This window comes from Arthrobacter sp. 49Tsu3.1M3 (genome assembly GCF_900168135.1).
GTDB lineage: Bacteria > Actinomycetota > Actinomycetes > Actinomycetales > Micrococcaceae > Arthrobacter.
This window is the reverse complement of record NZ_FUZD01000012.1, coordinates 1228-23594: the sequence shown is the minus strand read 5'-3', so window position 1 is coordinate 23594 and position 22367 is coordinate 1228. Positions and strand designations below refer to the sequence as shown.

The following is a 22367-nucleotide window of genomic DNA, read 5'->3' as shown; positions in this document are numbered from 1 at the left end:
GCCATGCGGCCGCTGTTGAAGTGTCAGGGCACTGGGGCGGCGCGCGTTGCGATTAGGCGATGATCCGGGTGATCATCATTCGCCGCCCCACTGCGGTCTGGTGCCGGCGGACGCTGTGTCCGGGCCTTCTTCGTGGTTGCTTGCCGCAACCGACGACTTGATTCAATGCGGCGGGGTCGTCCTGGCCAGAGGTAGCCGCGTCGCCGGTGGCCGTGGGGTTACATGATGCCGGTGGGAACCAGCAGGACCCAGGCGAGGGCCGGGGCTACGAGCACCACTCCCCCGGCATAGGCCATCAGCTGCCGGTAGACCCGCTGCCTGTCGTTGTCGCGGGCGTTGGCGACGACCAGCGCCCCGTCGGTGGAGAAGGGCGAGACATCCACCACCGTGGCAGCGATTGCCAGCGCCGCGACCGTTCCTGAGGCGCTCAGCGAGCTGGTAGCCAGAAGCGGGCCGGCCAAGGGAATGAACGCGGTCAACAACGCCGTGGAGGAGGCGAAGGCTGAGCCGACGCCAATGACGTAACAGAGGACGAGCGCCACCAGCAGCGGGGCGCCCAGTGCCAGAGCCTGCTCGGCGAGGGTATCGATGACGCCAACATGCTGGAGCAGGGAGACATAGGTGATCATGCCGGCTACCAGCAGGACGGTGGACCAGGAGACGCCGCCGATAAACGTTTGGTGTTCCCTGATGTTGACCAGCGCCAGCAGGAGTCCGGCGGAGAGGGCCACGAAGCCGATCGGCAGGTGGAACCCCAGGGTGCACACGAGCATCACCGCGATCAGTGCCAGCGTGAGGATCTGTTGCCCGTGAGGACGGCTGGTCAGGGCGGTGTCGACGTCGGCATGCTGGCCGCCGTCGCCGTCCCGCAGCTTGCCCAGGAGGGCGAACAGCACGATAGTGAGCACGGAGAGAATGAGATTAAGAGCGAAGCTTGCAATGAAGAGTGCGCCCGGGGAGACGGGAAATCCGTTCTTTAGGGCGATATCGTGCACCAGCACACCGGCGACAGACAGCGGGGAAAAGCCGCCGGCGTGGGCTCCGTTGATGATGAATGCGCCCATCAGCACGGGATGGATCCGGGACTCGTAGGCGAATCCAATGGCCGCCGGCGCCAGCAGCGCAACGGCCGCCGGTGAGAAGGTGCCCAGTGACGTGAGCGCAGCAGCGATCAGGAAGAACACCCAGGGAAGCAGCATGGTCTTGCCCCTGACGAGGCGCACGCAGGTCTGGACGATGATGTCGATGGTGCCGTTCCGCTGGGCCATGCTGAAGAAATAGGTGACTCCGATGATCGTCACGACGATGCTCGCGGGGAACTCTTCGAGGATCTGCTTGTCCGTCATTCCGAGCATGAAATAGCCCACGCCGAAGGAGGCAACCAACCCCATCACGCCGATGTTCAGCGGCCATTTCGTGGCGACGATGAACATTATGACGAGGATGACGAGCGGGATGATTTGGACAGCGGTCATGGGATGCTCCGGTTGCGGGGTGGCCGAAGGGTTGAAGATACCACCCCCCAGCACGAGCGCAACCAAAGCCAGGAAAGCGAACCCGGCGGCCGCCGCCAGTAGGATTCGGCGGCGGCGGCGGGTTGGCCGCGGGGCATCGTTGTCCCGGGTCTCGTCCGCAGCGACAGCGGTGCGGTGCTCAGTCTCGGTCATGATGGTCTCCTCAGCAGGTGGCTCCCGCGAGGGAGGCAGCGACGGCGCTGCCAGGGACCTCGGGGAGATGGATGGTGGTTGTGGCGATCGTGCGGGCCGTGCGGTCGACGCCTACGAGGAGCGTCCCGTCGTGCTCCTCGCTCCAGGTCTCGATGACCCCGGCGGGGGTGCGGAGCCGGAGCGTGCTCCCCAGGGACTCGCCCGTGATGGTGTGCAGCACGGTGCCGGGGGTGCGGGCGGCCAGGGTCAGGGCGATGCTGCCGGTGATGGCCAGGGCCGGGTGGGGCTTGCCCATGGACAGCATCATGACGTTGGCGTCGCAGGCGGGGTCGGCCTGGGCGGGCGCGGCGACAACGGCGAGCTTGGGGATGGCCCGGGCCGCTTCGGCTGTCGTGCGGACCAGCCCCATCCGCACCGCCGCCTGCCGCCGGATCTGCTCCAGGGTATCCAGCTGCAGCTCCACTCCGGCGCGCCAGCCGTCGTACCTGGCCGGGTCCAGGCCCAGCTCTTCGGCGTTGACGATCACCACGGGCGCTCCGGCGTCGACCATCGATACAGTCCATCGGGTTCCGCCGGCGGTGAGGGTGTCGGTGGCCGCTCCGGTGGGCAGCAGCGCACCGGTGGTCTTGCCGGCAGGGTCCTGGAAGCCGAGCCCCACAGCGTAGCCGGGGAAGGGTACGCCTGGCATCCGGGCGTCCGGAATGGAGGCCAGGGCTCCGGCAGGGGTTGCCACACGCTGGACGATGATTTGGTTGGTGTTGGTGTTGCGGGTGACGATCCTGGTGACGTCTCCGTTTGGGAGCACCCAGCCCTTCTCGATGGCGTACAGACCCACCACCGCCGAGCCGTTCCCGCAGTTGCTGCCCCAGTCCACCGCGGCCTCTTCGACACCCACTTGGGCAAAGGTGTACTCAACGTCGACGTCGCCACTGACGGGCCGGTGCAGGATCACGGCCTTGCTGGTGGTCGAGGTGGCGCCGCCGACGCCGTCGATCTGGCGCGGGTCCGGGCTGCCGAACAGCCGCGGCAGCAGCACATCGAGGCTGGTGCCTCCCGCCTGGAGATGCTCCGCTTCGAACACCCAGCACTTGCTGGTGCCTCCGCGCATCCATTGGGCTTCGATCTTCATGGTGATTCCCGCTTCTCCTCGTGCCTCAGACGTGAATGAGGACCTGAAAAGAGATTGAGCCAGATCACAATTTTAGACAATGTTGGATTTTTTCAGGGGGATGTAGAATTGCTTAACTCATAGAGCGATGGGGGGTTGTACCGCAGCTCCTCAGCGTCCGTTGCCAGGAATAGGGCGCGAAGTTCCCAATGGAGGCCCCGTCCCGGCAGGGAATGAACCAAAGGCGAAGAAGGGTGAAGTGTTGCTTAACGACGAAGGCCAGGATCTGTTCGACATAAGGCGGCTGGCGCTTCTGCTGGAAGTGGTAGAGCAGGGGTCCATCACCGCGGCGGCCGAGTTGATGATGTATACGCCCTCGGCCGTCTCCCAGCAGCTGCGCAAGCTCGAACAGGAGGTGGGGCAGCCTCTGCTCACCCGTCGCTCCCGCGGGGTGGTGCCCACCGAGGCGGGCCAGGTTCTGGCCGGCCACGCCCGCAAGATCGTCTGGCAGATGCAGGCAGCCCGGTCCGACCTGGGCCAGATTGCCGGCCTCAGACGCGGGTCCCTGAGCGTGGGTACATTCCCAACCCTGGCCGGATCCTTCCTGCCCATCGTCATCCGGACCTTCAAAAAGCGCTACCCGGCCATCAACCTCTCGTTGCGCAGCGCCCGCTTCGATGAACTCGTCGCAGATCTGCAGTCCGGGGTCACGGGTCTGTGCCTGCTGTGGGATTACCCCTGGAATCCGTTCCGGGACGATTCCATCCGCGTAACCGAGGTGTTCCGGGAGAGCACCGTTATCCTGGTGGCCCGCAGCCACCCACTCGCTGGGCGGGAGCAGGTAAGTATGGAGGACCTGCGCAACGAGTCCTGGATCGTGCGCGCCGAGGCCCACCCCGTCGTGGAGGTGCTGCAGCGTTCCGCTCACGACGCCGGCTTCGAACCGGAGATTGCCTTCCTGGCCAACGACTACCAGGAGGCCCAGGCCATGGTCAGCGTGGGAATGGGCGTGGCCATGGTTCCCAAGACCGCCGTGGCGCTTCAGCATCCCGACGTGAAGGTGCTGAGCCTGGGTTCCGCCGCCCCGCTGCGGAGGATTCTGCTGGCGCAGCGGGAGGACAAGGTTTACGCCCCGGCCGAGGTGGCCTTCCACTCCACCCTGCTGGAAATCGCCCGCGAGCGGGCCGGCGACTATCACTAGGGCCCAAGGCCGCCCCGGTCACTCCGTAGCGGAGGGGCGCAGGGTTTCGAGCAGCGCGTCGATCACGCCGGCGTCCTCGATCGTGGAGGGCACCACGTAGGTCTCGCCGTCGGCGATCTGGCGCATGGTCTTGCGCAGGATCTTTCCCGAACGGGTCTTCGGCAGGGCGTCCACCACGGTGACGTGCTTGAAGTCCGCCACGGCCCCGATGTCGCGCCGGACCAGGGCGATCAGGTCCTTGACCAGGACGTCCTCCGGCACGTCCACCCCGGATTTGAGGACCACGTAGCCGCTGGGCCGCTGGCCCTTGAGCGCGTCGGCGAGGCCGATCACGGCGCATTCGGCAACTGCCGGGTGCTGGCCGATCACCTGTTCCATCGCGCCGGTGGAGAGCCGGTGTCCGGCGACGTTGATGATGTCATCCGTGCGGCCCATGACGAAGACGTAGCCGTCCTCGTCCCGGTAGCCCGAGTCGCCGGTGGCGTAGTAGCCCTCAAACGCCTGCAGGTAGGAGGAAATGTAGCGGTCGTCGTTGCGCCAGAGCGTGGTCAGGGTGCCCGGCGGCAGCGGCAGGCCCAGGACGATGTTGCCTTCCGTGCCAGCCTCGACGTCCCCGCCCGCGCCGTCGACGACGTTGAGCCGGAAGCCGGGCATCGGGACGCTCGGCGAGCCGGCCTTGATCGGCAGCCCGCCGAAGCCGCGGGGGTTGGCGCAGATGGCCCAGCCCGTCTCCGTCTGCCACCAGTGGTCGACCACCGGAACACCGAGCACCCGGGAGGCCCAGTGGAAGGTATCGGTGTCCAGCCGCTCGCCGGCCGCGAACAGGGTCCGCAGGCTGGCAATGTCGTACTTGTCCAGGAACCGGCCCTCTGGGTCGGCCTTGCGGATGGCCCGCAGCGCGGTGGGCGCGGTGAACAGCACGTTGACTTTGTGGTCCTGGATGACCCGCCAGAACGCGCCGGCGTCGGGCGTCCCCACCGGCTTGCCTTCGTAGAGCACCGTGGTGGCGCCGGCCAGCAGCGGCCCGTAGACGATGTAGGAGTGGCCCACAACCCAGCCGACATCCGAGGCGGTCCACATGACGTCGCCGGGACCGACGTCGTAGAGGTTTTCCATGGTCCATTTCAGGGCCACGGCGTGGCCGCCGTTGTCCCGCACCACGCCCTTGGGCGAGCCGGTGGTGCCCGAGGTGTAGAGGATGTACAGCGGGTCCGTCGCCTTGACGTCCACCGGCGCGGCCGCCTCGGCGGAGGCCATCTGGGTGTCCCAGTCGAGCCATCCGGGGTGCTCGGCCGCCATGGAGGCCACCGTCGAGGCGAAGCCGTCCCTGGCCTTGACCAGCACCGGGGTTTCGGCGGCGCCGGCGATGCTGAGGGCCTCGTCGACGGCGGGCAGGTACTCAATCCGGCGCGACGGCTCGATGCCGCCGGACGCCGTCACCACCGCCGCGGGGGCTGCGTCGCGGATGCGGGCGGCAAGTTCCTTGGGCGCAAACCCGCCGAAGACGACCGAGTGCACGGCGCCGAGCCGTGCGGTGGCCAGCATCGCAATCGCAGCCTCGGGGATCATCGGCATGTAAATCACCACACGGTCGCCCTTGCCGACGCCGCTGCGGCGCAGGACACCGGCGAACCGGGCCACGAGGTCCGTCAGTTCCGCGTAGGTATAGCTCTGCCGGATGCCCAACATCGCGGAGTCGTAGACCAGGGCGTCCTGCTCACTCCTGCCTTGCGCGACGTGCCGGTCGAGGGCGTTGTACGACGTGTTCAGGACCCCGTCCGGAAACCAGTCATAGAGGGGCGCCCGGCCCGCATCGAGGGCCTGCCGCGGTGGCGTCTGCCACGAGATCCCTTCCGCGGCCTCCAGCCAGAACTCTGCGGGATGTTCCAGGCTCCGTTCGTAGGCGGCCTGGTAGCTCTTGGTGACCATGACGTACATCCTGTCCACGACGTTGTGATGCTGCCATGGTAAGCCGGGGCGGACCGGCGGTACAAGGGCCATGTATACACAACTCGGCCATTTATGCACTTCAGGTGGCATTTGCTGGGCAAATGACCGATGCGTGTATACACTGATGATGTTTCATCCCGACAAAGCCATCGCCGAAGGAGGCAGGATGCGCGCCAGCGACAAGGCCTACGCGGCCCTGCGCGACGACATCATCGAATGGCGCCTCCTGCCCGGAACCGTGCTTGCGGAGGTGGAACAGTCGGCGCGCCTCGGCATCTCCCGCACCCCGCTGCGGGAGGCCCTGAGCCGGCTCACGGCCGAAGGGCTGACGACGACGGCGGGCGGGCGCGGCGTCGTCGTCACCGACATTTCCCTGGACGACATCGACGAACTGTTCGAACTGCGCGAGACCCTCGAGGGCCGGGCCGCCGCCCTGGCCGCCGAACGCGGCGACCCCGCAACCTTCGATGCGTTGCGGCGCGAACTGCTCCGGGCCCCGGAACTGATCGGCGGACAGGATCCGGCCCTGCACGACTACTACGGACTGGTCGGACGGCTGGACGCGGCCATCGATGCCGCCATCTCCAACGCGTACCTCGTCCAGGCCATGCGCAGCCTGCGCGTCCACCTCGTGCGCGTCCGCCGCCTGGCCGCCGACGACGCCGCACGGCTCACTGCCGCGGCCGCCGAGCACGCGGCCATCGCCGAGGCGATCGCCGCCGGCAACCCGCACCTGGCCGAGGCCGCCACCACGCTTCACCTGCACCGCAGTCTTTCGCACGTCAAAGCCACGCATACACCTCAGCAAAGGGAGCACCATGGTTAAGGAACACCACGTCCGCGTATACAAGAGCGAGGAAAACCTGGGCCGCGAGGACCAGCTTGCCTACAAGATCGCCAAGGTCGCCGCGGATCCGGCGGAAGTCACCGATGAGGTCACCGACATGGTGATCAACCGGATTATCGACAACGCCTCGGTGGCGGTCGCCTCGCTGAACCGAGCCCCGATCGTCGCGGCCCGGGCCCAGGCCCTCACCCACGGCCCCAGCACCGGCGGCAAGGGCGCCAAGGTCTTCGGCATCGAGGAACGCGTCTCCCCCGAATGGGCCGCCTGGGCCAACGGCGTCGCAGTCCGTGAACTCGACTACCACGACACCTTCCTGGCCGCGGACTACTCGCACCCGGGTGACAACATCCCCCCGATCCTGGCCGTCGCCCAGCACGTCGGTTCCAGCGGCCGGGACCTGGTCCGCGGCATCGCCACCGGCTACGAGATCCAGGTCAACCTGGTCAAGGCCATCTGCCTGCACAAGCACAAGATCGACCACGTGGCCCACCTCGGCCCGTCCGCCGCCGCCGGCATCGGGACCCTGCTGGGCCTCGACGTCGAGACCATCTTCCAGTCGGTCGGCCAGGCGCTGCACACCACCACCGCCACCCGGCAGTCCCGTAAGGGCGAAATCTCCACCTGGAAGGCACACGCCCCCGCGTTCGCCGGCAAGATGGCCGTCGAATCCGCGGACCGTGCGATGCGCGGCCAGACCTCCCCCGTGCCGATCTACGAGGGCGAAGACGGCGTGATCGCCTGGATGCTGGATGGCCCGGACGCCTCCTACACCGTGCCGCTGCCTGAGGCCGGCGAGGCCAAGCGGGCCATCATGGACACCTACACCAAGGAACACTCGGCCGAATACCAGGCCCAGGCGTGGATCGACCTCGCGCGCAGGCTCAACGGCGAACATCCCGAGGTCACGGACCCGGCCAACGTCGAGTCCGTGCTGATCAAGACCAGCCACCACACCCACTACGTGATCGGCTCGGGCGCCAACGACCCGCAGAAGTACGATCCCACGGCCAGCCGCGAGACGCTGGACCACTCGATCCCGTACATTTTCACGGTCGCGCTGCAGGACGGGACCTGGCACCACGTGGACTCCTACGCCCCGGAACGCGCCGCCCGCCCGGACACCGTGGAACTCTGGCACAAGGTCACCACGGTCGAGGACCCGGAATGGACCCGCCGCTACCACTCCCTGGACATCGCCGAGAAGGCCTTCGGCGGCACCGTGGAAATCACGCTCAAGGACGGCACGGTCATCACCGATGACATCGCCGTTGCCGATGCCCACCCGCTGGGCGCCCGGCCGTTCGCCCGGGAGCAGTACGTCAACAAGTTCCGCACCCTCGCCGCCGGCCTGGTGGCCGACGAGGAGATCGAGCGCTTCCTCGCCGCCGCCGCGCGGCTCCCCGAGCTCGCCGCCGGCGAGCTGGACCAGCTGAACATCCAGGCCGCCGACGGCGTGATCGACCTCGCCGGCGCCCCGAAGGGACTCTTCTAATGTTGTATTCGAAGGTCACACCGGAGCAGAAGCGGATCCGGTTCCGCGAAATCCTCGCCTCCGGCACCATCGCCCAGTTCCCCGGCGCGTTCAACCCGCTCTCGGCGCGGCTGATCGAGGAGAAGGGCTTCGCCGGGGTGTACATTTCCGGCGCCGTCCTCGCCAATGACCTGGGCCTGCCGGACATCGGGCTGACCACCCTCACGGAGGTGGCCACCCGCGCCGGGCAGATCGCCCGGATGACGGACCTGCCGGCAATTGTCGACGCCGATACCGGCTTCGGCGAGCCCATGAACGTGGCCCGGTCCGTCCAGGAGCTCGAGAACGCCGGCCTGGCCGGCTGCCACATCGAGGACCAGTTCAACCCCAAGCGCTGCGGCCACCTCGACGGGAAGAACGTCGTGGACCTGGAGACCGCCACCAAGCGGATCCGGGCCGCGGCCGACGCCCGCCGCGACCCGAACTTCCTGATCATGGCCCGGACCGACATCCGCGCCACGGACGGGCTCGAGGCCGCCCAGGAGCGCGCCAAAGCGCTCGTGGAGGCCGGCGCGGACGCGATTTTCCCGGAGGCGATGAAGGATCTGGCCGAATTCCAGGCCATCCGCGACGCCGTCGACGTTCCGATCCTGGCCAACATGACCGAATTCGGCCAGAGTGCCTTGTTCACCGTGGAGGAGCTGGCCGGCGTCGGGGTCAATATGGTCATTTATCCGGTGACGCTGCTCCGTAGTGCCATGGGCGCTGCGGAGCGTACTCTGGAATCGATTAAGGCCGACGGAACCCAGGAGGCACAGGTTGGAAGCATGCTGACCCGTGCGCGTTTGTACGATCTCGTTGATTACGAGGCTTACAACCGTTTCGATACCGGAGTCTTTAATTTCCAGATCCCCGGTAAGTAAGCCCCGCATAGAACCTCCGGCACGTGCCGGTATACAGGCGTTAGGAACAAAGGAGTTTCAGCATGGCTGAACAGGACATTAAAAAGGGCCTCGCCGGCGTCGTGGTGGACTACACTGCGGTCTCCAAGGTCAACCCGGACACGAACTCACTGCTGTACCGCGGCTACCCTGTGCAGGAACTGGCCGCCAAGTGCAGCTTCGAGGAAGTCGCGTACCTGCTTTGGAACGGCGAGCTGCCCGACGCGGAGCAGCTGGCGGAGTTCACCGCCCGGGAACGCGCCGGGCGTGCCCTGGATCCGGTCGTCAAACAGGTGATAGACGCGCTGCCCACCACCGCGCACCCCATGGATGTCTGCCGGACTGCCACGTCGGTGTTGGGGGCCCGGCACCCGCTCGCCGAGGACGCCTCGCGCGAAGCCAACCTGGCCAAGGCCATTGATCTGTTCGCCGCGATGCCGGCCGTGGTGGCCTACGACCAGCGGCGCCGGCACGGCCAGGACGTGGTGGAACCCCGCGAGGATCTGGGCTACGACGCCAACTTCCTCTGGATGACGTTTGGCGAGGAAGCCGTCCCCGAAGTAGTCGACGCGTTCAATGTCTCCATGATTTTGTACGCCGAGCACTCCTTCAATGCCTCGACCTTCACGGCCCGGGTAATCACCTCCACGCTCTCGGACCTGCATTCAGCCGTGACCGGCGCCATCGGGGCCCTCAAGGGCTCGCTGCACGGCGGTGCCAACGAGGCCGTCATGCACACCTTTGACGAGATCGGCATCCGGCCGGAGGAGTCCCTGGAGGACGCCCACGTCCGGGCCAAGGCCTGGATGGAGGACGCCCTGGCCCACAAGAAGAAGGTCATGGGCTTCGGCCACCGCGTCTACAAGCACGGCGACTCCCGGGTGCCCACCATGAAGTCGGCGCTGGACAAGATGATCGCGCACTATGGCCGGCCGGAGCTGCTGGGCCTCTACAACGGGCTCGAGACGGCGATGGACGAGGCCAAGGGGATCAAGCCGAACCTCGACTACCCGACCGGACCCACGTACCACCTCATGGGCTTCGACACCGCCACGTTCACCCCGCTGTTCGTCGCCAGCCGCATCACCGGCTGGACTGCGCACATCATGGAGCAGCTGGATTCGAACTCCCTGATCCGCCCCTTAAGCGAGTACAACGGCGTCGAGGAACGGCACCTGGCGTAGCAGGGCTTCCTGCGGGACGCACGGGACCGGACAGCCGGCACGGGCCGGCCACCTGTCAACAGGTGGCTGGCCCGCGCTGTTTGCCCGCGGACTTCAGCGCCGCGGGATCCGGACCGACGCGACGGTCTCGTTGTCCTCGTTGAGGACCACGACGACGTCGATCGTTTCGCCTGCCAGCGCCGGGGGCAGCCAGTGCCCCGCATCCTGCCACATCCGCTCGAGCGGCAACGACGCGGAGTCGAACCACTCGGGCGTGATTTCCGGGCTCTCGGCGGGTTCGCCGTGCCATCGCCGGGTGGTGAAGAGCCGGCACGACATGTTCCAGTCGGGCCGGGCCGGAAAGATGAACTCGACAATGCCGGCGTGGGCCAGGTCCTCTTGGAGCACTATGATGCCGGCTTCTTCCCAGACCTCGCGGACCACGGCCTCGGCGTCGCTCTCCCCCGGCTCCACGTGGCCGCCGATTCCCACGATTTTCCCGATGCCAAAGCCGGTCCTTTTCATACCCAGCAGCACCTCGGTGCCGGTCTCCGCGTCACGGAGCGGGAAGCAGAGAGTGACTGGCGTGAGCTTCATGTGTTCAACCCTATAGCCGCCGCAGGCTGCCGGCGCTATCCGGCGGCCGGGCCGTCGCCGACAAGCTGCGGCCTCAGTTCGACTGGAATCCCCTTGTCCGCGAATTCTTTGTCCATGGCCTGCTGCGGGGTGAGTTGCTGCCCGTTTTGCGAGACATCATTGTTCAGAGCCTGGAACTTCCAGGTGAAGACGCTGGACCATTCCTGCCGGAAGTCGCACAGGAAGCGCCCGTTCTGCAATTTGGCAATGTGATACCACGCATTGCCGCCGTCGAGCTGGAGCGCCCGGACCCCTTCATCGGAGGTGGAGTACGCGAGCCAGCCATCGGCACAGCCCAGCACCGTGTGGTAGGCCTGCTCGGCGGCGGGAATCGGTTGGATTGCCCGCTGCTGGTCATTGCGCTGCTGGTCGACGTTCGCCATGGTGCATGCGACGCCGCCGGTGCTCAAGGCTGCGGCTGCGGCACTCGCTGTGGGGGACGGGGCGGCAGTGGACGGGGTTGGGGATGACGGCGATGGGCTGGCGGAGACAGTCGGGGCCGGGATGCCCGTCTGGGCCGGCCCGGGTGCTGGTTGCGGCATCAGATTGCCGCCGACAACCACCGCGCCAACGACGGCTGCAGCGGCCAGTACAGTCGCGGCCGCAGCCCGCACGCCCTTGCGTCGTGCAGGAGTGCGCCCTGCCAAAAGGACGACATTCGGATCCGTGGAAAATACGATTGAGCGGGCAGAGTCGCTTCCGGGCTCTGCTCCCGGCGCTCCCACCCGAGGTTTTGCATCCCTCATGAGCTGTTCGATGCGGTCCATGGCTAGTCCTTCCGTTCGGCCAGGAGATGTGAGGGGGCAGCTTTCGCGAACGCCCGGCGTGCCCGGTGCAGGCGAACCGCAGCGGCGGATGACGAACATCCCAGCGTCTGCGCCAGTTCAGCGATGGTCAGCTCGTCCCAGTAGCTGAGCATGAGGACCTCGCGGTCCCGCTCCCTGAGCTGCACCAGCACCTCTGCCACGGCGGTTCGTTCTTCATCGTTTGACTCGGGGATTTGGCTGCGGGCATCGTCTTTCAGCCTTTCGACAAGCTCCTGGCGGCGACGGCGGCCCTTGTACTCATTGCCGAGCACATTCCGGGCCGTTGCCAACAGCCAGCCAATGCCGGGCGGTTCCGCCAGCTCTTTCTCCCAGGCAATTCTGAAGACGTCCGCAGCCAGTTCCTCGGCGCGGTGCCTGTCACTGATACGGCAGGCAATGTAGCGGTAGACCCGCGCGGAGTGTTGGGTGTGCAGATCAATGAACGCTTGCTCTTTGGCAGCCAACATGGTGGTTCCCCCGGACATCGATGACTTCTTCTTGATGTCTAAGTGTCCAGTGAACGGCGTTTTCTTACACGGGCCGGCAAAAAAGTTTGCCGGAACCGGCTCGGTGCGGGAACCGGACGGACTTTGCCTTAGCCCAGGGCGCGCGGGTGCGCTGCTGCGTAGATCTCCCGCAGCGTATCGGCTGTCACCTGGGTGTAGACCTGCGTGGTGGTCACCGAGGCGTGCCCCAGCAGCTCCTGCACCACCCGGACGTCGGCGCCGCCCTCGAGCAGGTGGGTGGCGAAGGAGTGCCGCAGCGTGTGCGGCGAAACGTCCTTGGTGATGTGGGCCTTGTCGGCCGCGGCCTTCAAAATGGTCCAGGCGCTTTGCCGGCTGATCCTGCCGCCGCGGGCGTTGAGGAACAGGGCAGGGGTGCCCTTGCCCTTGGCGGCCAGCAGGGGCCGGCCGCGGACGAGGTAGGCGTCCAGGGCGCGTGCCCCATAGGAGCCGAGCGGGACGAGGCGTTCCTTGGAGCCCTTGCCGAAGAGCCTGACGATCGCGGGCCCGTCGCCGGCATCGGACCCGCCGGAGGTCTGCAGGGAGATGTCGTCTACGTCCAGGCCCACGGCTTCGCTGATGCGGGCACCGGTGGAATAGAGGAATTCGAGCAGCGCGCGGTCGCGCAGGCCGGTTGCCGTGTCCGTGCCGGCCGCCTCGAGGATCCGGGTAACCTCATCGACGCTGATGGCCTTGGGCAGCCGCTTGCCGGGCATGGGCGGATGGACGTCGCTGGCGGGGTCGGTGGACGTGACGCCTTCGAGGGCCCAGAACTTGTGGAGTCCGCGCACGGCCACCACCGTCCGGGCCGCCGAGCGGATGCCCAGGGCGGAGCCGCCGTCGGACCCGTCGGAGAGCGCCTGCACGAAGGCGGTGACGTCGTGCCGGGTGATCTCCGCGGGTCGTTCCCGGCCCGCGTGGGCCAGGTGCCTGGCGTAGCGGGCCAGGTCCCGCCGGTAGGCGGAGAGCGTGTTGGCCGCGAGGCCCCGCTCCACGCCCATGTGCTGCAGGTAATCAGTGATTGCGCGGTCGATCGCCGTCAACGGCCGTGCGGGCGGACGCTCGGGAACGGCTGCCTGCGCCGGGGCCGGAAGTTGGGCCGGGGCCGGCGGTTCGGCAATCAGCGGTTCCACTAGCGTTGGCTGGGATGGGCGGGCCAGGGCGCGTCGGCCGGGCGGAGGCTTTCGAAGTTGCCCGCGCGGGCGGCGGCAGCGGCCAGCACCCCGACGACGGCGGACGGGTTGTGCAGGCGTCCGTCAAGGACCGCCTGCACGGCCTCGTCCAGCGGGGTCCAGCGCAGTTCGATTTCGGCTTCCTCGTCGGTGCGGACGTGCCGCTCGTGTCCCGGCACCTCACTCAAGCCGCGGGCCAGGTAGATGCGGATGGCCTCGCTGGAGGAACCCGGGGAATTGAAGAAGTCCGCCAGCACGTTCCAGCGGTCCGCGACGAGGTCCGCTTCCTCGGCCAGTTCGCGGGCAGCCCCGACGACGAAGCCCTCCCCCTCGACGTCAAGCAGCCCGGCGGGGATCTCCCAGAGGTCCATGCCGACGGGGTGCCGGTACTGCCGGAGCAGCAGCACGTCGCCGTCGTCGTTCATCGGGAGAACCGCCACCGCGCCGGGATGGTCGATGTAGTCCCGGACCAGGGTGTCGCCGTCGTCGTTGAGCTGGAAGCTGTCGCTGACGACGTCCCAGATCCTGCCTTCGTACACCTTCCGGGACGACAAAAGACGGCGCGGGCTCGGCTCATCCGAAACCTGCCGTGCAGCATTGGGGGTCTCAGACATACCGGGCATCGCGCCGTCCTTTGATTCAGTTGGAAATTACTTGGACACTGCTGCCGACGAGGGCTTGGGCGCAGGTGCCGGGGCTTCGGCCTTTGCACTGGGGCTGCTGCTTGCAGCGGGCGCGGCGTCGCCGGCCCGCTGGTGGCCAAGGGCAGCCTCAATCAAGCCCGCGAACAGCGGATGCGGGCGCGTGGGCCGCGAGCTCAGCTCGGGGTGCGCCTGCGTGGCCACGTAGTACGGGTGGACGTCGCGGGGAAGTTCCACGAACTCGACCAGCTTGCCATCGGGCGAGGTTCCGGAGAACGACAGGCCCTTGGCGGCGATCTGGTCGCGGTACTTGTTGTTGACCTCGTAGCGGTGCCGGTGCCGTTCGCTGACCTTCGTGGCGCCGTAGGTCTCTGCGACGACGGAGCCTTCGTCGAGCTTGGCTTCGTACAGGCCCAGGCGCATGGTGCCGCCGAGGTCGCCCTTGCCGTCAACGATGTCCAGCTGCTCTTCCATCGTGGCGATGACGGGGTACTTGGAGTCCGGCTCGAACTCGGACGAGGACGCTCCCTCGAGGCCGACCACGTTGCGGGCGTACTCGATCACCATGCACTGCAGGCCAAGGCACAGGCCCAGGACCGGGAGCTTGGTTTCGCGGGCATACTTCAGGGCGCCGAGTTTGCCTTCCAGGCCGCGGATGCCGAAGCCGCCGGGAACGCAGATGGCGTCGACGCCGGCCAGGGACTGCACGGCGCCCTCGCGGGTTTCGCATTCGTCCGAGGGGACCCAGCGGATCTTGACCTTGGTGTCGTTGGCGAAGCCGCCGGCGCGCAGGGCCTCCGTGACGGACAGGTAGGCGTCCGGCAGGTCGATGTACTTGCCAACGAGCGCGATCTCAACTTCGTGCTTCGGGTTGTGGACGGCGTCGAGCAGCTTGTCCCAGCTGGTCCAGTCCACGTCCTTGAACGGCAGGTCCAGGGCGCGGACGATGTACGAATCCAGGCCCTGGGAGTGCAGGGTCTTGGGGATGTCGTAGATGCTCGGGGCGTCGGGGCAGCCGATCACGGCGTCGATGTCGACGTCGCACATGCGGCCGATCTTGTCGCGCATCGGCTGCGGGACTTCGCGGTCCGACCGGATCACGATTGCCTCCGGCTGGATGCCGATGGAGCGCAGCGCGGCAACGGAGTGCTGCGTCGGCTTGGTCTTCAGCTCCTGCGACGGGCCGATGTACGGCACGAGGGACACGTGGAGGAAGAACACATTTCCGCGGCCGATGTCCTGGCGGACCTGGCGGGCGGATTCGAGGAACGGCTGGGACTCGATGTCGCCCACCGTGCCGCCGATTTCGGTGATGATGACGTCGGGGGCGTTCTTGCCCTCGGCGGGAAGCCGCATGCGCCGCTTGATCTCATCGGTGATGTGCGGGATGACCTGGACGGTGTCGCCGAGGTATTCGCCGCGGCGTTCCTTCGCGATGACGGTCGAGTAGACCTGGCCGGTTGTGACGTTGGCCGATCCTTCGAGGTTTTCATCGAGGAAGCGCTCATAGTGGCCGATGTCCAGGTCCGTCTCGGCGCCGTCGTCAGTGACGAAGACTTCGCCGTGCTGGAAGGGGTTCATCGTGCCCGGATCCACATTCAAATAGGGATCGAGCTTTTGCATTGTTACAGACAGACCGCGTGCCCGCAGGAGGTGGCCGAGGCTCGAAGCCGTCAGTCCCTTACCGAGCGAGGACGCTACACCACCGGTGACGAAGATGTGTTTGGTCGTCTTGGACGAGCCCGGAAACCGGGAATTTACACGAGAGTTTGATCGCTGCACCACGGGGTTTGAGCTTATCATCAATTCGGCCTTCCACGGGTTCCTTGGCGGGATCCCGATGTGATTGTTGTCCCAGCAGCGGTCCTTGCGGGAGTCCCTGCGGAGGTCCTTTCGGGCCCGCCTAGCTTTGCGGGAGGAGTTTGGCGTCGTCCAGCAGCTCCTGGGCGTGGGCCTGGGCTGATTCGGAGTCCTCTTGGCCGGCCAGCATGCGGGCCAGTTCGCGGACGCGGTCGGCCTCGTCCAGCAACTGCACGTCGCTGGAGGTGAAGCCGGTGGCGGTAGCCCCGTCAGCGCCCCGCACGGAGGTCTTGGTGACCCTGATGTGCTGGTTCGCGAACGCGGCCACCTGCGGCAGGTGGGTCACCACGAGGACCTGAACGTGCTGGGCCAGCATCGCCAGCCGGCGCCCGATCTCGACGGCGGCGCGGCCGCCGACGCCGGCGTCGACCTCGTCGAAGACAAACGTCGGGACGGGATCGACGGCAGCAAGCACCACCTCAATGGCGAGCATGACGCGGGAGAGTTCACCGCCCGAGGCGCCTTTGCCCAGCGGCCGGGCCGGCGCGCCGGAGTGCGGCTGAAGCAGGAAGGAGATCTCATCGGCACCGAAGGGTCCCAGCTGGCCTGCGGGCTCCACATTGATGATCAGGGTGGCATCGGCCATGGCGAGGGCTGTGAGCTCCGCGCTGACCCGCGCGGAGAGGTCCTTGGCGGCCTTGGTGCGGGCCTTGCTGATCCCGGTGGCCTTCTTCCGGAGCTCGGTTTCAGCCCGGGCGACCTCGGCGTCCAGCGCCTCGATCCGGGTGGAGTCGTCCTGAAGTTCCTCGTGCCGGGCCCGGGCTTCCTCCGCCCAGACCAGCACCTCGTCAATGCTCGGCGCGTACTTGCGGACCAGCTTGGCCAGCGCGGCCCGGCGGTCCTCGATTTCGGCGAGCCGTTCCGGGCCCTCCGTGTCCAGGGCGGCCTGGTAGCTGGCGAGTTCAGCGGCGATGTCGTTGAGCAGGAAACCGACCTCGGCCAGGCGCGCCGCGGCAGAGCCCAGCTCACCGTCGTGTTCGGCAACGTGCTCCAGGGTGCGTTTGGCAGCGTCCACGAGGGTGGTGGCGTCGGCTTCTTCACCGAAGTCCTCGGCGATGAGCGCCTGGTGGGCGGTGCTGGCCGCGATCCGCAGTTCCTCTACGTTGGCCAGTTTCACGGCCTCGGCCTTGAGGGCCTCGTCCTCCCCCGGCTGCGGGTCCACGGCGTCGATCTCGGCCAGGGCAACGTGCAGCGACTCGGCCTCGCGGAGGCGTTCACGCGCGGCACTGCGCAAGGAGTCCAGCTCGCCCTGGCTGGCATGCCAGTGCGTGTAGAGGTCCTGATATGCGGCAAGTGCGCCCGCAAGGCTCTCGCCCGCGAATTTGTCCAGGGCACCGCGTTGCGCCACCGGGCTCTTGAGTCGGATCTGGTCCGACTGGCCGTGCACCACCACAAGTGTTTCGCCGATTTCGGCCAGCACCCCCACCGGCGCGGCGCGTCCGCCCAGATAGGCCCGGCTGCGGCCGTCGGCTCCGACGCTGCGGGCCAGCAGCAGTTCCACACCGCCGTCGAACTCCTCTACCTCGGCCCCGGCTTCCCTGGACCGCGCAACGGCAGCGTGGCCGGCGTCGAGCTTCAGCACAGCCTCCGCCGAGGCGCTCTTCGCGCCGCTGCGGACGGCGCCGGCGTCGGATCTGGCGCCGAGGAGCAGCCCGACGGCGGTCACCACCATGGTCTTGCCGGCACCGGTTTCACCGGTCACCACGCTGAGGCCCGGGCCCAGCGGCAGGGTGGCGTCGGTGATGACGCCGAGGTCGCGGATACGCAGTTCTTCAAGCATGGTTCACTTCGCAGTCGAGGGGTCGGGCCCGTCGGCAGTTCCCTCGTGGCGCGGCGAGGGAAGCGGCGGCATGGGACGGGGGGTGCGGATGATCGGGAGGGGGCCGGTGTGGATGGCCCGGGTTTGGGGCACGGGGCCGCGCCAGCCCTGGATGGGGAGCTGGAATTTGCGCACGAGCCTGCCGGAGAAGGGGGTCTGGTGCGTCCTGGCCAGCCGGACGGGCGTCGCGGAGCGGGTCACTTCGACGCGCGCGCCGGGCGGCAGATCCACCGAGCGGCGGCCGTCGCACCAGAGGACGCCCTGGGCATCGGTGCGGTTCAGGATTTCGACGGCGAGCCGGGACCGCGGCGAGACCACGAGCGGCTTCGCGAAGAGGGCATGGGCGCTGATCGGCACGATCAGGAGGGCCTCGACCTCGGGCCACACCACCGGACCGCCGGCGGAAAACGCGTAGGCCGTGGAGCCTGTGGGCGTGGCCAGGACCACGCCGTCGCAGCCGAATGAGGTCAGGGGGCGTTCGTCGACTTCGGTGACCACCTCCAGCATCCGTTCCCGGTTGCCTTTTTCGATCGCGGCCTCATTCAGGGCCCAGGTGTGCCAGATCTTCTGGCCGCGGACCCAGACCTGGACGTCGATCGTCATGCGCTCTTCCACCGTGTAGTCACGGCTGGCGATCCACTCGACGGTCTGGGCGAGGTCGGCCCGTTCGCTTTCGGCCAGGAACCCCACGTGGCCAAGGTTCACTCCAAGCAGCGGCACGTCGACTTCGCGGACCAGTTCGGCGGCACGGAGGATGGTGCCGTCCCCGCCGAGGACCATGACGAGTTCCACCTCGGGCAGCTTCACGTGGTCGTGAAGGACCTCGACCGGGTGGTCGAGCCGGCCGAAGAAGCGGACCATGTCGCCGAGCTCGTTCTCCTGCAGCACGGGGACCAGGCCGGATTCGTGCAGCAGGGCGCACGCTTCCCAGGCAGCCTTGAGGGACTCCTCGCGCCCTGTGTGGGCCAGGATCAGGACACGCCTGCTCATCAGGTTCCGCCTTCTGGTGGTACTAGTGGTTCGGCCAGATTGTTCCGAGCAACGCAGCAACAGCTGCGTCCCGCTCCTCGATCTTAGGCGGGACTTCCGACATCGCGCGTTTTATCCACAGGAAGTATTCGACATTGCCGTCCTGGCCGGGCAGCGGGCTCTGGGCGAGGCCCGCCAGGACCAGGCCCGCATCCACGGCGGCGGCAGCCACCTTGCCCACCGCGAGCCGGCGTTCGCGTTCCGAGGTGACCACGCCGGTCCGGCCCAGCCGGTCCTTGCCGATCTCGAACTGTGGCTTGACCATGAGGACGAGGTCGCCGCCGGGCAGGGTGCAGGCCGCGAGTGGCGCCACCACAAGGGTCAGCGAGATGAAGGACAGGTCAGCCACCGTCAGAGCGGCCGGTCCGCCGATGTCCGCGGCGGCCATGTAGCGGACGTTGAGGCCTTCATGCACGGAAACCCTGGGGTCATTCCGGATTTCCGGCACCAGCTGGCCGTGTCCGACGTCGACGGCCACCACGTGGGCCGCACCGCGCCGCAGCAGCACATCGGTGAACCCGCCGGTGGAGGCGCCGGCGTCGAGGCACCGTTTGCCGGCGACGTCGACGGCGGGAAAGGCATCCAGCGCCCCGGCCAGTTTGTGCCCGGCGCGGCTGACGTAGCCGTCCTCGGCCGAGGCCGTGACGTCCAGCGCGGCGTCATCCGTCACCTGCAGGGACGCCTTGGCGAGGACCTCGCCGCCGGAGCTCACCTTGCCCTCGGCAATGAGCCGGGCGGCATGGGTCCGGGACCTGGCGAGCCCCCGGCTGACGAGTGCCTGGTCAAGCCGGCTCACGATCCCCCGTTCCCCGCGGCATGGATACGGCGCGCCACGCCGGCGTGGCCGGCCACGTCTTCGTTCAGGGCCTCCAGCAGGGCATCATGCAGGCCCGCATAGACTTCGCCGTGCGCGGACACAGGCATTTGCCGCACGGCCGCGAGGCGGTCCAGGACAGCGTTGACGGCCGGATCCAGGACTGCTGCGGCGTGCTCTGGTGCCGCGTGCCCGGACAGCTCCGCCGGGAGCTGCTGCGACGGCAGCTCGGGCCAGGCGACGTCGGCCGCAGGGGTCGGCGCCTCAGCCGGCTGTTCGTTCGAGGCCTGGTCCCGTTCCTGGTGTAGCTCGCTCATGTGTCCAGCCTAGTGATCGGACCACTCGAGGACCGGAGCCCGTGCGCTGGTCGCCTCGGGGTTTGCGGCCCACCAGGCCGAACAGGCGGCACGCCACGAATCGAGATCGGCCGGGTCGCCGCTGATGTGGACCGACTGCCCCCGCACGATCGCCGAGGCCGTGCCGCTACGGAACCGCCCGGCGTCGTGCTCTACGGCAGGGTATGGCGCGTACAGGCCGGTCAAATCATTGATCAGGAAATCGGGGCGTTCCACAGACCGTGCGGCGAGGATCGATTCCCGTGTGTCCACTCCGGTCAGCACAGCGACGGTGGCGAAACCGGCGTTGTTGCCGCCCAGGATGTCGGTGTCCAGGCGGTCACCGACGACCAGCGGCCGGTCCGCCGCCAGCCGCTTGGCGGCAGTGTGGAACAGTGGGGCCTCGGGTTTGCCGGCCACGATCGGGCTCTTTCCGGTCGCGGCTGCCACGGCTGCGACGAGCGTTCCGTTGCCGGGGGCAATTCCTCGCGCCTGGGGAATGGACCAGTCCGTGTTGGTGGCCACCCACAGGGCGCCGCCGGCGACGACGTACGACGCCTCGGCGAGGTCTTTCCAGCCAAGTTCCGGGCTGAAGCCCTGCACGACGGCGACGGGGTCATCCTCCGCGCCGCGGACGGGAACCAGGCCGACCAGTTCAATTTCCTGGGCGAGTGCGGGACTGCCCGTGATCAGCACGTGTGCCCCGGCCGGCAGCAGCGACGCCAGCAGCGCTGCCGCTGCCTGCGAGGAACTCACCACCTGGTGGTCCTCGGCGGGGGCGCCGAGATCGCGCAGGTGTTGGGCCACCTGTGCCGGAGACCGGGATGCGTTGTTGGTGACGTAGCCCAGCCCGACGCCGACCCCGGCCAGCCGGCGCAGCGACTCGACGGCCCCGGGAATGGCGTTGGGACCGGCATAGACAACGCCGTCGAGGTCGGAGAGCAGGGCATCAAAGGTGGAGATCAGGGCGGTACCCGTCATGCGATTAGTCCTCCACACTTTCGCGCTGGGCCTGCTCCGAGTCGTTGGAGAGTTCCTGGTCCGCGTCATCGTTCAGTTCCAGGTCGTCCTCGTCGATGGCTTCGTTATCGCCTTCGTCATCGGCTTCGTCATCAGCATTGTCGAGCACGTCGGTTTCCACTGAATCCAAGTCGGACTCGGCGTCGTCAGACTCGAAGTAATCAGCTTCAGCGTCGTCGGCACCGTCGTCGCTGGCGAGCTCACCGCCCGCGTTCAGGCCGGCCACTCCGGCTGCGGCGCCGGTGGCTTCTGCCGCGGCAGCGGCACCGGCGGCACGCGGTGCTCGCTCTTCGGTTCCGGCGTGCGTGTCGGCATGCTCCTGCGCCCGGAGGCGGCGCTGCCGTTCCTCCTCGCGGGCTTCTTCTTCCTCGTCCCAGCCGAGATCGATGATGTCGGGTTCCTCGTCAGCCCCGAGGCCCAGCGCGTTTTCTGCCACAGTGGCCTGGCGCTGCCATTTGCCGGCTTCGGCAGCGCGGCCGGCTGCCGTCAGCGCGTCAGCGTACGCACGGAACAGCCGGGGGCTGTAGGAAAAGGCGCGGTTGATGTCCAGCTGCGGGATTTCCAGTTCGGAAACCGCGGCGTCGAGCTGCCCGAGGTCGGTGCGGGCCCCGGCTGCGACGATGGCCAGTTCCACCTTGCCGGGGGCGTCGAGATCCTTGGCTTCGTCGGACCGGGCCATGTCCAGGGCACGGTCAGGGCGGCCAAGGCCGCGTTCGCAGTCGGCCATGACCGGCAGGTGCATGTTGGAGCCACTGATCCGGCGGTAAGTCCGGAATTCCCGGAGGGCTTCACCATAGTGGCCGGCTGCGTAGGCCGTCAGGCCGACAGCTTCGCGGACGGATGCGAGGCGTCCGCCGCGGCGGCTGGCTGCCAGGGCATGCTGGAAGGCAAGCTCAGGTTCTTCGTCCAGGAGCCGTCCGGCCATGACGAGGTGGCGGGCCACCCATTCGGCGCTGGTGCCTTCGAGGGTCTTGATCTGGTGCTGCGTGGCGCGGTCGAGCTCCTTGCCCGTGACGTCCTCGTCGATCTGAGGTGAACGCTCCCGGTCCGGGCGATTGGCGCTGCGGAGGTCGCGGGCATTGGGCACGCGAACCGGACGGTCCTCGGGGCGGTCGCGTCCGTACTGGCGCGGGCCTGAGTCGCCACGGTCGAAGCCCCGTGCGGGACGATCCTCGCGGGTGCCGAAGGGCTTACGGTTCTCGCCGCCGCTGTACGGCTTGCGGTCACGATCGCCACCGCCGCCGAAGCTGCGCTGTCCGCCGCCTTCACGCGGGGCACGATCGCCATAGGGCTTACGGTCGCGGTCGCCGCCGCCGCTGTACGGCTTGCGGTCACCATAGGACGGGCGGCTGTCGCCACCAAAGCTGCGCTGTCCGCCGCCTTC

20 protein-coding genes are annotated in these 22367 nt (G+C 67.7%); 5 read left to right on the top strand and 15 right to left on the bottom strand.

Annotation, left to right across the window (positions count from 1 at the left end; all coding sequences use genetic code 11):
• Window positions 1–218: 218 nt before the first annotated feature.
• Both B5X90_RS13455 and B5X90_RS13450 read right to left on the bottom strand, forming a co-directional pair.
• Window positions 219–1667, bottom strand: coding sequence for an SLC13 family permease (locus B5X90_RS13455; protein ID WP_079553842.1), 1449 nt, complete (start codon window positions 1665–1667; stop codon window positions 219–221).
• A 10-nt stretch (window positions 1668–1677) separates the two neighbouring features.
• Window positions 1678–2796 (bottom strand): PrpF domain-containing protein, encoded by a 1119-nt coding sequence (locus B5X90_RS13450; protein ID WP_079553839.1) that lies wholly within the window; start codon window positions 2794–2796, stop codon window positions 1678–1680.
• Window positions 2797–3037: 241 nt separating this feature from the next.
• Here B5X90_RS13450 and B5X90_RS13445 point away from each other — a divergent pair, with 241 nt between their 5' ends.
• Window positions 3038–3976, top strand: coding sequence for a LysR family transcriptional regulator (locus B5X90_RS13445; RefSeq protein WP_079553995.1), 939 nt, complete (start codon window positions 3038–3040; stop codon window positions 3974–3976).
• Window positions 3977–3994: 18 nt separating this feature from the next.
• Here the strand turns inward: B5X90_RS13445 and B5X90_RS13440 are convergent, their stop codons facing one another.
• Window positions 3995–5905: an AMP-binding protein gene (locus B5X90_RS13440; RefSeq protein WP_079553837.1), complete on the bottom strand. Its 1911-nt coding sequence runs from the start codon at window positions 5903–5905 to the stop codon at window positions 3995–3997.
• 187 nt (window positions 5906–6092) lie between these two features.
• Here B5X90_RS13440 and B5X90_RS13435 point away from each other — a divergent pair, with 187 nt between their 5' ends.
• From B5X90_RS13435 to B5X90_RS13420, 4 genes are all read left to right on the top strand, one after another.
• Window positions 6093–6752 carry a GntR family transcriptional regulator gene (locus tag B5X90_RS13435; protein WP_079553835.1) on the top strand — a complete coding sequence of 220 codons (660 nt, stop codon included), beginning with the start codon at window positions 6093–6095 and terminating at the stop codon, window positions 6750–6752.
• Window positions 6745–8265: an MmgE/PrpD family protein gene (locus B5X90_RS13430; RefSeq protein ID WP_079553833.1), complete on the top strand. Its 1521-nt coding sequence runs from the start codon at window positions 6745–6747 to the stop codon at window positions 8263–8265. Before B5X90_RS13435 ends, B5X90_RS13430 begins: the two co-directional genes overlap by 8 nt.
• Window positions 8265–9167: a methylisocitrate lyase gene (gene prpB / locus B5X90_RS13425; RefSeq protein ID WP_028277409.1), complete on the top strand. Its 903-nt coding sequence runs from the start codon at window positions 8265–8267 to the stop codon at window positions 9165–9167. The genes B5X90_RS13430 and prpB overlap by 1 nt, the downstream gene beginning before the upstream one ends.
• 62 nt (window positions 9168–9229) lie before the next feature.
• Window positions 9230–10369, top strand: coding sequence for a bifunctional 2-methylcitrate synthase/citrate synthase (locus tag B5X90_RS13420; protein ID WP_028277410.1), 1140 nt, complete (start codon window positions 9230–9232; stop codon window positions 10367–10369).
• Between the two features lie 93 nt (window positions 10370–10462).
• On the opposite strand, the gene B5X90_RS13415 is transcribed toward B5X90_RS13420, so the two are convergent.
• The 12 genes from B5X90_RS13415 to B5X90_RS13360 form a co-directional block, all read right to left on the bottom strand.
• Window positions 10463–10945 (bottom strand): 8-oxo-dGTP diphosphatase, encoded by a 483-nt coding sequence (locus B5X90_RS13415; RefSeq protein WP_079553831.1) that lies wholly within the window; start codon window positions 10943–10945, stop codon window positions 10463–10465.
• A gap of 35 nt (window positions 10946–10980) precedes the next feature.
• Window positions 10981–11367, bottom strand: a complete 387-nt coding sequence (locus B5X90_RS13410) for a hypothetical protein (protein ID WP_079553829.1) — start codon at window positions 11365–11367, stop codon at window positions 10981–10983.
• Between the two features lie 386 nt (window positions 11368–11753).
• Window positions 11754–12275 carry an RNA polymerase sigma factor gene (locus B5X90_RS13405; protein WP_079553826.1) on the bottom strand — a complete coding sequence of 174 codons (522 nt, stop codon included), beginning with the start codon at window positions 12273–12275 and terminating at the stop codon, window positions 11754–11756.
• A gap of 110 nt (window positions 12276–12385) precedes the next feature.
• Window positions 12386–13336: a site-specific tyrosine recombinase XerD gene (gene xerD, locus B5X90_RS13400; RefSeq protein WP_079553992.1), complete on the bottom strand. Its 951-nt coding sequence runs from the start codon at window positions 13334–13336 to the stop codon at window positions 12386–12388.
• Window positions 13337–13425: 89 nt separating this feature from the next.
• Window positions 13426–14088, bottom strand: coding sequence for an NUDIX domain-containing protein (locus B5X90_RS13395; protein WP_079553824.1), 663 nt, complete (start codon window positions 14086–14088; stop codon window positions 13426–13428).
• Between the two features lie 27 nt (window positions 14089–14115).
• Entirely contained in the window at window positions 14116–15909 is a 1794-nt protein-coding gene (locus B5X90_RS13390) for a CTP synthase (RefSeq protein ID WP_079553822.1), read from the bottom strand.
• 100 nt (window positions 15910–16009) lie between these two features.
• Window positions 16010–17746: a DNA repair protein RecN gene (gene recN / locus B5X90_RS13385; RefSeq protein WP_079553820.1), complete on the bottom strand. Its 1737-nt coding sequence runs from the start codon at window positions 17744–17746 to the stop codon at window positions 16010–16012.
• Window positions 17747–17749: 3 nt separating this feature from the next.
• On the bottom strand, window positions 17750–18775 hold the full coding sequence (locus B5X90_RS13380; RefSeq protein WP_026538753.1) for an NAD kinase: 1026 nt from the start codon (window positions 18773–18775) through the stop codon (window positions 17750–17752).
• A 22-nt stretch (window positions 18776–18797) separates the two neighbouring features.
• Window positions 18798–19610, bottom strand: coding sequence for a TlyA family RNA methyltransferase (locus B5X90_RS13375; RefSeq protein ID WP_079553818.1), 813 nt, complete (start codon window positions 19608–19610; stop codon window positions 18798–18800).
• Window positions 19607–19945 carry a hypothetical protein gene (locus tag B5X90_RS13370; protein WP_079553816.1) on the bottom strand — a complete coding sequence of 113 codons (339 nt, stop codon included), beginning with the start codon at window positions 19943–19945 and terminating at the stop codon, window positions 19607–19609. Before B5X90_RS13370 ends, B5X90_RS13375 begins: the two co-directional genes overlap by 4 nt.
• Window positions 19946–19954: 9 nt before the next feature.
• A complete protein-coding gene (locus tag B5X90_RS13365) occupies window positions 19955–20944 on the bottom strand; it encodes an HAD-IIA family hydrolase (RefSeq protein ID WP_079553814.1) in 990 nt (329 codons plus the stop codon).
• 4 nt (window positions 20945–20948) lie between these two features.
• Window positions 20949–22367: hypothetical protein (locus tag B5X90_RS13360; protein WP_256860226.1), on the bottom strand; the 1419-nt coding region annotated here is incomplete at its 5' end.